Annotated in this window: 9 protein-coding genes; 4 read left to right on the plus strand and 5 right to left on the minus strand. The window is 47.4% G+C overall.

Annotation, left to right across the window (positions count from 1 at the left end):
• Positions 1–27: 27 nt before the first annotated feature.
• From ONT18_RS11850 to ONT18_RS11865, 4 genes are all read left to right on the plus strand, one after another.
• Complete coding sequence (locus tag ONT18_RS11850; protein WP_264905774.1) at positions 28–2,232, plus strand: TonB-dependent receptor; 2,205 nt, start codon at positions 28–30, stop codon at positions 2,230–2,232.
• A 197-nt stretch (positions 2,233–2,429) separates the two neighbouring features.
• Entirely contained in the window at positions 2,430–3,794 is a 1,365-nt protein-coding gene (locus ONT18_RS11855; RefSeq protein WP_264905775.1) for a sigma-54-dependent transcriptional regulator, read from the plus strand.
• Positions 3,795–3,873: 79 nt separating this feature from the next.
• A complete protein-coding gene (locus ONT18_RS11860; RefSeq protein ID WP_264905776.1) occupies positions 3,874–5,070 on the plus strand; it encodes a sensor histidine kinase in 1,197 nt (398 codons plus the stop codon).
• Positions 5,071–5,149: 79 nt separating this feature from the next.
• A complete protein-coding gene (locus ONT18_RS11865; protein ID WP_118152689.1) occupies positions 5,150–5,941 on the plus strand; it encodes a Fic family protein in 792 nt (263 codons plus the stop codon).
• A 38-nt stretch (positions 5,942–5,979) separates the two neighbouring features.
• On the opposite strand, the gene ONT18_RS11870 is transcribed toward ONT18_RS11865, so the two are convergent.
• The 5 genes from ONT18_RS11870 to ONT18_RS11890 all read right to left on the minus strand — a co-directional run bounded on the left by ONT18_RS11870 (position 5,980) and on the right by ONT18_RS11890 (position 12,228).
• Positions 5,980–6,657 (minus strand): ABC transporter ATP-binding protein, encoded by a 678-nt coding sequence (locus tag ONT18_RS11870; RefSeq protein ID WP_118117608.1) that lies wholly within the window; start codon positions 6,655–6,657, stop codon positions 5,980–5,982.
• Between the two features lie 40 nt (positions 6,658–6,697).
• On the minus strand, positions 6,698–9,082 hold the full coding sequence (locus ONT18_RS11875; RefSeq protein ID WP_264905777.1) for an ABC transporter permease: 2,385 nt from the start codon (positions 9,080–9,082) through the stop codon (positions 6,698–6,700).
• Between the two features lie 78 nt (positions 9,083–9,160).
• The gene (locus ONT18_RS11880; protein ID WP_264905779.1) at positions 9,161–10,414 is read right to left on the minus strand and encodes an efflux RND transporter periplasmic adaptor subunit; all 1,254 of its coding nucleotides are present in this window, start codon (positions 10,412–10,414) and stop codon (positions 9,161–9,163) included.
• Positions 10,415–10,417: 3 nt separating this feature from the next.
• A complete protein-coding gene (locus ONT18_RS11885) occupies positions 10,418–11,818 on the minus strand; it encodes a TolC family protein (protein ID WP_264905781.1) in 1,401 nt (466 codons plus the stop codon).
• Positions 11,819–12,084: 266 nt separating this feature from the next.
• Positions 12,085–12,228 (minus strand): hypothetical protein, encoded by a 144-nt coding sequence (locus ONT18_RS11890; RefSeq protein WP_264905782.1) that lies wholly within the window; start codon positions 12,226–12,228, stop codon positions 12,085–12,087.
• Between the last annotated feature and the right edge of the window lie 139 nt (positions 12,229–12,367).

The following is a 12,367-nucleotide window of genomic DNA, read 5'->3' on the forward strand; positions in this document are numbered from 1 at the left end:
TAACAGAATAAGGTAACAAATAACATAATGAGAACAATATTGAAAGCAATATTGCTGATGAGTCTGTGCTCATCGGCAACAGCCCCTGCTATGGCTATAAACAGAGCAAATTATGATAAGAAGGACGCAAACATTCATGAAGAAGAGGCAAACGATTCTACCAAACACCAGCCGCTGACGGAATCGAGCGTGAAACTGAACGATGTGGTGGTTACGGGATTGACTGGCAGCCAGAAACTCAAGCAGTCGCCCGCACCCATTTCCTTCGTTTCTGCCCGCCAGCTCGAAATGCAACCTTCTACCAACATCATCGACGCCATCGCCCACCAGCCAGGCGTTTCGCAGATTACCACGGGAAGCGGAATTTCAAAGCCCGTGATCCGTGGTCTGGGCTATAACCGCGTGGTAGTGGTAAACGATGGAATCAGACAGGAAGGACAGCAATGGGGCGATGAACACGGAATAGAAATCGACCCCGCTTCGGTTCATTCCGTAGAGATTCTGAAAGGTCCGGCAAGTCTCATGTATGGATCGGATGCGATGGCAGGCGTCCTCATCTTCCACTCCGCTCCTACCCTTGCCAAGGGCGACATGAGAGCAAATTTCTCAACGGGTTATCAAACCAACAACGGACTTTTTGATTATTCGCTCAACTTTGCCGGCAACCAGGGCGGCTTTGTCTGGAATACCCGCTACAGCGGAAAGATGGCGCATGCCTACAAGAATAAATACGATGGTTATGTATTCGGTTCATCACTCAGAGAGCAGGCATTCTCGCAACTTCTCGGTTGGAACTACCGCCAGGGGCATTCGCATCTCACACTCGATTATTATCATCTCACTCCAGGCATCGTAGAGGGAGAAAGAGATGAGAAAACGGGCGAACTGGAAATTCCGGAAGGCTACGATGCCAAGAGTTACGGCAAGCCGATGCCTTATCAGCAAATTCATCATTACAAGGCGGTGCTCGACAATTCCTGGTTCCTGGGCGACGGCAATCTGAAACTCCTCTTGGGTTATCAGCAGAACCGCCGTCAGGAGTTTGAGGAGGAAGAGAATCCGAAGGAATGCGGACTCGATTTCATGCTCCATACCATGAATTACGACCTACATTATCTCTCGCCGGAAATGAATGACTGGAAATTCTCAACAGGTGTCAACGGCATGTGGCAACAATCAATTAACAAGGGAACAGAGTTTCTGATTCCAGCCTATCATCTCTTCGATTATGGCGTGTTTGCCACGGTGAGCAAAGAGATAGACAAACTGAACCTGAGCGGCGGCATCAGATACGATCATCGCCATCTGCACAGCGAGGCTTTGAGAGAAGAGGATGATGCTGAATCGAATGATTCTTTCCGCTTCCAGGCCTTTAAGCGCAGCTTTGAAGGAGTAACCGGAAGCATCGGATTGGCTTATGAAATCCTGCCTGATTTCAATCTGAAGCTGAACCTGGCAAGAGGATTCCGTGCTCCAAACATCAGCGAATTATCATCGAATGGTGTGCACGAGGGAACCCAGCGATACGAATTGGGAAATACCAGTCTGAAGCCAGAAAACAGCTGGCAATTCGACCTTGGTCTGGATTATTCTTCGCCTATCATTTCGGCAGAGCTCTCGCTGTTTGCCAATCGCATCAACCATTACATCTATAGCGAGAAGTTGGCAGATGAGAACAATCAGCCTGTCCTCATCGACGACACGCCAGCCTATCAGTTTACTTCGGGCGACGCCCGCATTCTGGGTGGTGAGGCAAGCATCGACATCCACCCTGTGGAGCATCTGCATATCGGCAACACCTTCTCGTATGTCAACTCGGTTCAGTTGCATCAGCCATCCGAATCAAAGTATCTGCCATTCACCCCAGCCCCTCGCTGGGTTTCGGATGTAAGGTATGAGTTTGTCTGCGACGGCAAGACTTTCGACCATCTTTTCGTAAAGCTACAGATGGATTGCAATCTCCGCCAGAACCATTATTTCGCAGCCAACGATACGGAGACCGCTACGCCATCGTACACCTTATTAAATATGTATGCCGGTACCGACGTGAAGCTCCATGGCAAGCGCCTTCTCTCGCTCTATCTTTCGGGCGAGAACCTTACCAACCGTGCTTACCAGAACCACCTGAGCCGTCTGAAGTATCTTGACGTAAACCAGGTTACAGGCAGAAGAGGCGTTTACAATATGGGCCGCAACTTCAGCATAAAGATAGTGGTTCCGATAGAGCTGTAACTCCTCTTTTAGAATAAGTAATTCCCCTTTTAGGATAAGCAATTCCTCATCAGGAATCAGAATTTTGAATAAACAAGTGCCGATAAGGATGCCAAAAGCTGCCGGAAAAGCAACTTTTGGCGCCATTATCGGCATTTTTTCGTCTAATTATTAGACAATCATTACCACTTTTCTATGATATTTCGTAACTTTGCACCATGATTAAGAAACAAGGAACGATATTGATTGTTGATGACAACCGCAACATTCTTACTACGGTAAGGATGCTGCTGGAACCCATATTCGATGGCATCATCACCATCGCCAACCCTAACTCCATCCCAGCCAAGCTGAGAGAGAAGCATCCCGACGTGGTGCTGCTCGACATGAACTTCTCCAGCGGAATCAATTCGGGAAACGAGGGATTGTACTGGCTCAGGGAAATCAAGAGCCTCAGCCCGAAAACCGAAGTGGTGCTCTTTACCGCCTACGCCGACATCCAACTTGCCGTAACAGGCATCAAGGAAGGTGCCGCCGACTTCATCGTGAAGCCTTTTGAAAACGAGAAGATGATACGTACGCTGGTAGAGGCTAGGGATAAGAATAGGGCTGTGGATAACGTTATCAACAGGAAAGGTGGAAAACCTGGTGGAAAAGATGCGCAAAGCGCTATGTATTGGGGAGATAGCGAAGTTATGAACAATTTGAGAAGTATTGTGGAAAAGGTTGCCGTAACCGATGCGAATATCCTCATTACGGGCGAAAACGGAACGGGTAAAGAGGTATTAGCCAACGAGATACACCGTTTATCCACAAGATGTGGGAAAAAGATGCTGCCTGTGGATATGGGAGCCATTACGGAAACCCTTTTCGAGAGCGAACTCTTCGGTCATGTGAAGGGTGCTTTTACCGATGCCAAGGTGGATAAACCGGGCAAGTTTGAGCTTGCCGACGGCAGTACCATCTTCCTGGATGAGATAGGAAACTTATCCTACAGTCTTCAGGCAAAACTCCTTACCGCCCTGCAACGCAGAAGCATCGTAAGAGTGGGCGGAAGTAAGCAGATTCCCATCAACGTACGACTGGTTTGCGCCACCAACCGCAACCTGCAGCAGATGGTAAACGATGGCGAATTCAGAGAGGATCTGCTCTATCGCATCAATACCATCCATCTGGAATTGCCTGCCCTGAGACAGAGAAAATCAGACATCGTTCCATTGGCAGAAAGATTCCTCCATCAATATGGCGATTTATATAATAAGGTGAATCTCCGTCTTTCGGAAGAAGCTGAGAAAAAACTTACCAGTTTGCCTTGGTACGGCAACATCCGTGAACTTCAGCACGCCATCGAGAAAGCCGTGATTCTGTCTGATGGCGGAATGATTTCTGCCGAAGATATTGACGGCGGAAACCAGCAGAAAAGAGAGAAACCCCTGGAAGAGGTTCAGACGCTCGACGAGATGGAGAGCCGAATGATAGAGAAAACCATCAGGGAATGTGAAGGAAATCTGTCGGTGGTAGCCGCAAGACTGGGCATTTCCCGCCAAACGCTTTATAATAAGATTAAGCGATACGGGTTGTAGAAGGAGTTAAAGGAGTTAAGACAATAGCTTTAGTAATCATAAAGTTCAAAGCTCAAATCTCAAAGTTCAAAGTTTCTAGATGAATAATCAGTTAGCAATCATCGTTTTATTGGTGATTTTGGTAGTTCTAGTAGCAGTCAACATCTGGCTCTACCGCCACTATCGCCGGAACATCAAGAAGGTAACCTTCCTTTTTGATGCGATAGATAATGGGGATTTCTCCTTCAATTTTCCTACGGAGAAGAGGTTTAAGGAAGATAAGATTCTGCATCAATCCCTCAACCGCATCAAGCTTTTCCTGCAGCATACGAGAGAGGAGCAGATGGATCGGGAGAAATATTACGAGCAGATTCTGAATGCTGTGGATACGGGCATCCTGGTGGTGGATAGTCACGACAACATCCTGCAGCATAACCAGGCTGCCCTCCGGTTGCTCGATACGGATGTGCTTACCCACATGAACCAGGTAAAAGAGAAACTGAAGGATGAACACCTGGCAAAGCATGAGACGCAAGCCATGCTGAAAGACAAGCACGTGCGCATCATCGCCCTGAGCGACGTGAGCCACGAACTGAGCAATCAGGAGGTGGATTCTTGGATCAAGCTGATTCGTGTGCTGACCCATGAAATCATGAATACCATCACGCCGGTTACTTCGCTGAGCGAGACTCTGCTTACCCGGGTTACAGAGGATAAAGACCTGAAGCAAGGCTTGGAAACCATCCACAAAACAGGAACCGAACTGTTGGCTTTCGTCAACAACTATCGCCGTTTCACCCATGTTCCCCAGCCTCAGCCTGCTCTTTTCTATGTGGAACCATTCCTGGAAAGAATGGCGTTGCTCTGCAACCACGAAGTAGAGATAGAAGTTTCTCCCAAGGATTTGCTAGTTTACGCCGATGAGAGCCTCCTCTCTCACGTAGTAACAAATCTTCTGAAGAATGCCGTAGAAGCTTTCAGGGGAAAGGAAAGAGAAGACAAGCAGGAATGCCGCTCCGCAGATTTGCAATCCGCGGCAAGCAAGAAGGCATTTATCCGTCTCAAAGCCTATGCCAACGCCCAGGAATCCATCATCATCGACGTGAGCAACAACGCCGGTCTCATCCCCGAAGATGTAGCCTCCCACATTTTCATCCCGTTCTTCACCACGAAGCCGGAAGGAAGCGGAATCGGTCTCTCCCTCTCCCGCCAAATCATGCGAGTAAGCGGCGGCAGCCTCTCGCTCCATCAGGACAAGGCACAGGGAATCACCACCTTCCGCATCATCATTCCATAACACAAGCACATTTTTTGAGAGAAAAGTTTGGTGCTTATCCATAAAAATCGTATCTTTGTCCCCACAAATACAGAAGATTATGGCATTCGAAAAGGAAATCAAGGAATACGAGGATTTGAGACGCAAATATCAAACCCTTATCATCAATAAAATGGATAGAGAAGAGTACATCAAATATAACGAAGTACTCTTCTCTACCCATTCGTGCGCCATTGAAGGCAACTCATTCTCCGTAGATGATACCCGGGAACTGAAGGAGAAAGGCCTGGGGATGATTCCTGCCGGAAAGACTCTCTTCGAGGCTTTCGAAATGCTTGACCACTTCGAAGCCTTTGAGTACATGATGCAAAACACGCAGCATCCACTCGACGAGAATTTTCTGAAAGAAATCAACAGGCGGGTTACCAGCCATACGCTTTCCTATCGTTCTCCAGAAGCTATTCCGGGCGAATACACCACCACAGACATGGCAGCAGGCGATACGGTATTTGGCGACCACGAAGAACTCATCGCCAGAGTTCCCAAGCTGTTGGAATCTACCGAAAAAGCCATCGTTTCAGCAGCCGTTCATCCCATGATTCTTGCCGCCCGCTTCCATGGCTTCTACGAATATCTTCATCCCTTCCGTGATGGGAATGGAAGAACAGGACGACTCGTCAGCAACTACATTCTCTTAAGATTGAATCATCCTCTCCTTATCATCCCATCCGAAGCCCGACAGGAATACATTTCTGCCCTCCGTATGATTCGTACGGAAGCAACCGACGAGCACCTCATCCGCTTCTTCTTCAAGATGGCAATACAAAGAATGGAAGAAGAGCTGAAGCAGAAAGAGGCCAACACCAAGCGATTTATGACATTCCTCTTCTAATGAAGCATAGCGTCATACGCTCAGAAGTGCCAGAAGCACTAAAGCTGATTGCCCTCCTCCACAATCTGTCCATCAAACAGGCGGATGGTGCGATGGGCTATCTTGGCATCATGCTCATTATGCGTTACCATGACGATGGTGGTGCCCTCGTGGTTCAGCTCGGTAAGCAGATGCATCACCTCGGCTCCATTCTTGGAATCGAGGTTACCCGTAGGCTCATCGGCTAGGATGAGCTTCGGACCGAAGACCACGGCACGGGCGATGGCTACTCGCTGCTGCTGACCACCTGATAGCTGGTGAGGGAAGTGCTTGGCACGATGGCTGATGGCCATTCGCTTCATAATCGCCTGCACCTTTGCCTTGCGCTCCGCCTTCGGAATGTTGAGGTAAGTAAGAGGAAGCTCGATGTTCTCCTCTACATTCAATTCATCTATCAGGTTGAAGCTCTGGAACACAAAACCGATTTCTCCCTTTCTCACATCCGTACGCTCCTTTTCCTTCAGGTTTGCCACCTCGTGATTACCCAGGAAATATTTTCCCGAAGTTGGGTTGTCGAGCAAACCGAGGATGTTGAGTAAAGTGGATTTGCCACAACCTGATGGTCCCATAATGGCGACAAACTCGCCGTCTTCTACTGTGAAAGATACGTTATTTAAAGCAATCGTCTCCACATCTTCTGTGCGGAATGACTTGCAAAGATTCTCTATTTTAAGCATTTTCTTATCTTTTTACTTTTTTACCTTTTTACTTTTAATTTTATTCATCCTTGAGATATTTCACAGGATTACTGTTCGCCACCTTGTAGCAGTTGATGACGACGGAAAGCCCGATGATGACGAGCAAGATGATGGTAACGCCGATAAACAGCAAAGGCGTCATCGTTATCTTCTCGCTAAACGACATGAGCCATTGTCTGGCTATCAGCCAAGCCCCCAAGTCGCCCACGATGATGCAAGGCAAGGCAATCTTCATGATGTCCTTCAGGAAGATGCGAAGAATATCCTTCACCTTGGCTCCGTTCACCTTTCTTATTGCAATCTCCTTGCGGCGGCGGTTTACCTCATCACTCGTATAACCCACCAATCCGAAGAGGGCGATAATCATCGTTACGATGCCGGCTACCAGAATTCCGTTGCGGAAATTGAGCTGGGAAGCATACTGGTTAGCCAATTCTGAAGCATAACTTTTCACGATGACCTTATTGTTCGGATACATCGCCTGCACCTTCGATTGCAACTCCGACAACGATTCATCCCTTAGTTCATTAAACTTAACCAACATATAGTAAGCCGTCTTGGCTGAATAGAAATACAAATCTGGAAATTCATTCATACCATCACCCCCGGTTTCCACAGCACCCCAGCGAATATTCTTGCACACGCCACAAATGGTAAAGATATTATTATCATGTCCCGTACAGGTAATTTGCTTGCCAACTACGCCATCCTTCCAATGCCACGTTTTGATGAGTTTCTCAGCACCTCGTTCATCAATAATAACCTGTCGGCAACTGTCATTTCTTTCCGTAAAGAAAGAACCCTGAACGATAGGAATATTCAGCATCTTGAAGAAATTGTCGTCCACTCCCGACATCTCCATGATATTAAAGGTATTCTTCTCGTCGCCAGGTACTCCAACCATATTTCCACTACGATCATACCCATCGAGCGGAACATTAAAAGTCGAACTGCAATCCTTGACATTCGGCATCCGTCTGATTTCTGCCAGACATTGGTTGCGCTGGTCTCTATTGCTGGCATCTATCGAAACAATCGCCACATGATCATAATCATACCCAGGATTGAGCCCCAACATCAGCTGGTATTGACCATTCACGATGTAAAGCAAACTGAACAGCAAACCAGAAATAACGAACTGGACACCCAACAAACCAAGCTTCCATCGGTTGCGATTCTCATTATAACCACGGAAAGCGATGGCTACAGGAATCTTGTTGTAAAGCCAACCTGGCAGCAAGCCGCCAACCAGCAGTACCAGAATACAGATAGCCACCAATATCCAACTGCCACGATTAAGCACCAACGTGCTTACCGGAGCAGAAAGGAAGTTTTCGATGGTTCCCTTGCAAAGGAACACAAGAACAGCCGCAAGAACAACCGCCAGTCCCACATGCACCAAAGCCTCTGAGAAAATGATGGCATGAATGTTCTTCGATTCGGCACCATAACACTTACGGACAGCCATTTCGCGAGAACGACCCACAAGATTTCCCACGATGATAAGCAGATAGTTCATCACAGAAGTGAAGAGGAGGACAAAAGCGATAATTCCCATAATCCATCCCATCTTCTTGACATAAGGATCTTGGGTGTAAACATCGCTCAATACCGTGAAATCATAGTTCAGTTCTATTCCCATATTCTTCATCTCCTTCAAAGGGAAATGATCCTCTCGCATCTTATTCACGTAAGGCTTGAGTTCTTTTGCCTCATGCCCCTTTGCTAACCGGATGTAGGACCTATAGGAATCATTTCCCACCCATTGGCCTCTGCCATCGTAGGAATATACGTATGGCACACTACACCTCGACAGAATCATCTGCGTACCATGAAAGGAAGAACCCCAGGGAAACGCTTCGAAAACACCATAGATGGTAAAAGTGGTTCCCGGATAATTGGAAAGCGTGAAATGCTTACCTACAACATTACCGCCAATCTTTGCTGCCGTTTCTGAATCGATGAGACAGGATAAGGGTTGGGATAGAATCTGTTTAGCCTTGCCTATCAATATCTTCTGTGGAAAGACATCAAAGAAACAACTGTCTGCCATCCTGATATTGGCAGAAATGATGTTCTGGTCTTCCATCTTGCATTGGGCATCATCATAAAAATAGTGAGTACTGGTAGCAGCTTCCACCATAGGCGCATATTGCTTTACACCTTGGGCAGTGGCTCCTGAAGTATTGGTAAACTCCATGGTTTCGCCATGGTTAGTACCCACTTCCGAAATCATATACGTCCTCTCCCAACTAGGGAAATACGTATCGTAAGTCTGCTCGAAATAAATCTCGGCAATAATTACCGAACTGATTGCCAATCCGAGCGCCAGACACAAGATCTTCACGAAATTGTGCTGGCCCCTTCGAGGCAGATTCTTGAATGCGTTAATAATATGATTCATATCAAATATCCTGTTTCAAGGGCGTTAGCCCAATTTATCACTAATCACTACTAGTTAATCATTATTAACTAATCACTACTAATTAAAAACCAATACATCATTATCCTTATAGGCTTCGTAGCCGCTAACGATAACCTGCTCGCCCGGCTCCAAGCCCTCAATCACCTCATAATACTGAGGATTCTGGCGACCGATGGTAATCTTGCGGCGATAAGCCTTCTTGCCACTCTTGTCTAATACAAAGATCCATTGACCACCCGTTACACTATAAAACGTGCCTTTAGGGATAATTATTGCCTGCTTCGACTGACCGAGCTGCAAATCTACATAATAGGTCTGACCGGTTCGGATGTTGCCAGGACGAACGCCCTTGAAGATGAAGTCGATGCGGAACCTGCCGTCTCTTACCTCGGGATAAACCTTGCGGACCTGCAGGAGATAATGCTTGCCGTTCTGGTCGAAGGTAGCAGTAAGTTCCGGTTTTACCCGGTCGATGTAATGCTCATCTACCTGCGCCTGCACCTTGAAATCGCTGAGGTCGTTGATGACTCCAATCTTCTGTCCAGCCTGGATGCTCTGTCCCAGTTCCACATCGAGCAAGCCGATTTCGCCCGAAATGGTGCTGCGGATGTTCAGCTTCTCCTTGCGCTGGCGAACCAGCTGCACATTCTTCTGCATGGCTTCCAGATTATCACCCATCTGATCCATCTGCGAACGGCGTAACTGGGCATCCTTCTTCAATCGCTTGCTAATGAGCGCATGCTTCTTGACAGCAAGGTCGTAATCTTCCTTAGCCTTCAGATACTCCTCGCGCGAATTGAGTTCTTCCTTGTGCAACGCCTCCTGATGCTGATAGGAGCGGCGCTTGGTAATGACATCCTGCGAAAGCGACAGTTCCTCGTTGCTATTGTTCAGACGGTCCTGCTCCATCGAAATCTGGGTATTGCGAAGCATGTCCTGCTTTTCGGCAAGTTCGCTTTCGGCATTCAGAATCTCCAGGTCGAGATTCGAATTGCTCAGTTTCACGATTACATCGCCCTTGTTCACGTGGGCACCTTCATCCACCACTTTCTCCAGAACGATACCACCTTCCTCAGAACTGATCTGCACCACGGAGATAGGAACCACCTGTCCATCCACCGAAACATAATCGTTGAACTGTGCCTTCTCCACGGTTCCGATGCTCAATCCCTTTCTGTCCACCTTCAGGGTGGAAGAGAAATTGCTCAATCCCAACCAAATGAGGACTGCGATCAAAACCGCTCCTCCGCCAATCCATGCCCAGTACTTGCGAGGCACGAGATATTTTTTCTTTTCTATCTTTATATCCATAATTTATCTTATTAAATTTTCTCCCTGATAATAAGCAACCAATCTCTGTTTGATAATGAGCAGCATCTGCATCTGGAGTTCCTTGATTCTGCTTTCCAGAAGCGTCTGGGCTGCGGTATGAAGGTCGAAGGTGGAAAGCATTCCTTCCTCAAACTTGCGGCTCGACATGTGATAGGCGAGCGAATCAGAGGCCACCTTCTTCTGCATCTGATGCAACTCCTTGGCGTAACCCTCTGCATCCATTACCGCCTGGGCTATCTGGTCGTGAAGTTTGCGACGGGTTTCCTCCAGGTTCACCTGTGCCAGTTGCCAGTCGTTACGCGCCTTCTTCACGCAGTGCCAGCGGTCGCTATTATAAATAGGTATGGAAAGGGTCAACGCGAGGTATTCGCCCTGGTTGTTGTGAAACTGCGAGGCAAACCCATCGTATTGCCCTTTCTGAGAGAGATTCTTATAATAGTTGGTAGAAATGCCGCCACCGAGAGAGAGTGATGGCAGCAATCTGCCTTTTGCTATTTTATAATCATACCGTGCCCGCTCCACTTCGTATTCTGCCGACTTTAAATCGGGAGAAATATGCAGGAAACCCTGGTAAACGGTTTCGTAGTTTACTCCAGATTCAGGAACCTCTTTATTATCAGACGTTAGCTTCAGATTCCGCTCTTCAGCTATCTGGATTTTCAGCTCTTCATCCACAGGAAAATTCATTGCGGATTTCAAGGCGAGCAGACTCTGTTTTGCCACATTCTCCTGATGCGTAAGATTGTATTCATCTTCCGCCACCTGCGATTCCATCTGCACCACATCCGGGCGCCCCTTCTCGCCCAGTTCATACAGGCGCTTCATCTTAGCCAGCATCCGCTTGCTTTCGTTCAGTTTCTCGCTTGCTATCCGAATGCTTGCCTCAGCATAGGCAGCATCCACATATTTCTGCATCACGTCGATGGCTCTATCGTCCTGAATCTTCTGCATCGCCGTGGCTGAATAATCCCGGCTCAACTTAGCCTGCTTCAAGGCGTTGATGGTGGCGAAACCATCGAAGACATTCAGTTCGGCATAAAGCTGATAGTAGTTGTTGAATGTCGTTACATTATTATAAGTATTGGTTTCCGGGTCGATGTTTCGTCCCCAGGCATACTGTCCCTGTACGCCGCCCGAAACGGTAGGCAGGAATCCTGCCACAGCATGCTGGTAATCCTGCTTGCGCTGGCGGGCGTTTACCACCTCCCGCTTCACCTCTGTAGCGTGCTCCACGGCGTAAGCCATACAGGAGTCAAGCCCCCATATCTTAGCATGGGTTTGCTCTACAGCCTCAACAGCCGTATGAGTTGCCGTCGCCACCTGCGCTGCGACCTCCAAGCTTCCCAAAGCCATCAATCCGATGTATAATCCTATTCTTTTCATTGTCATTCATTATTTTCCTATATAATGGCAATCGCCATGCCAAAACAAGTTTTTCTTGATTATCAAATAGTTAACTAAAATACCACAAAAAGAGAACTGTCCAATAATTAGACACCGCTGCCTAATTATTGGACAATCCAAATGTAAAATGGTAAAATAGATGTTTAGGAAATAAAACGAAGCTATCATCAAAATACTCTTCACTCTTCACCTTTCGGCCGGAAACCCCTGTGTTTATCGGCATTCCGAGGGGTGAAGAGTTGTTTTTATCTCTTCACCCACTCTTCACCACTCTTCACCTTCAGAAACGGAAACTGAGGCGAAAGACTGATAGGTGGATTGCAAATCAGCCAGAACTGAAGGGTGAAGAGTGGTGAAGAGTAGGTGAAGTGTGCCCGAATACTCTTCACCCTTTGGAATGCCGATAAACACAGGGGATTCGGGGCTTTTGGTGAAGAGTGAAGAGTATTTGGCAGGATGCCTATACGAAAACAAAATAAAGGAGTTTTCGATAACTGTTCCAGTAAAACAGCCGACTAGCCACTCATG

The organism is Segatella copri, from assembly GCF_026015295.1.
In the GTDB taxonomy this organism is placed as follows: Bacteria; Bacteroidota; Bacteroidia; order Bacteroidales; family Bacteroidaceae; genus Prevotella; species Prevotella copri_C.

What these genes read in the sequence shown, in the direction of transcription:
- ONT18_RS11880 (WP_264905779.1), bottom strand. Translation starts at nt 10,414, where the DNA reads ATGGATATAAAGATAGAAAAGAAAAAATATCTCGTGCCTCGCAAGTAC.
- ONT18_RS11865 (WP_118152689.1), top strand. Translation starts at nt 5,150, where the DNA reads ATGGCATTCGAAAAGGAAATCAAGGAATACGAGGATTTGAGACGCAAA.
- ONT18_RS11885 (WP_264905781.1), bottom strand. Translation starts at nt 11,818, where the DNA reads ATGAAAAGAATAGGATTATACATCGGATTGATGGCTTTGGGAAGCTTG.
- ONT18_RS11870 (WP_118117608.1), bottom strand. Translation starts at nt 6,657, where the DNA reads ATGCTTAAAATAGAGAATCTTTGCAAGTCATTCCGCACAGAAGATGTG.
- ONT18_RS11850 (WP_264905774.1), top strand. Translation starts at nt 28, where the DNA reads ATGAGAACAATATTGAAAGCAATATTGCTGATGAGTCTGTGCTCATCG.
- ONT18_RS11875 (WP_264905777.1), bottom strand. Translation starts at nt 9,082, where the DNA reads ATGAATCATATTATTAACGCATTCAAGAATCTGCCTCGAAGGGGCCAG.
- ONT18_RS11860 (WP_264905776.1), top strand. Translation starts at nt 3,874, where the DNA reads ATGAATAATCAGTTAGCAATCATCGTTTTATTGGTGATTTTGGTAGTT.
- ONT18_RS11855 (WP_264905775.1), top strand. Translation starts at nt 2,430, where the DNA reads ATGATTAAGAAACAAGGAACGATATTGATTGTTGATGACAACCGCAAC.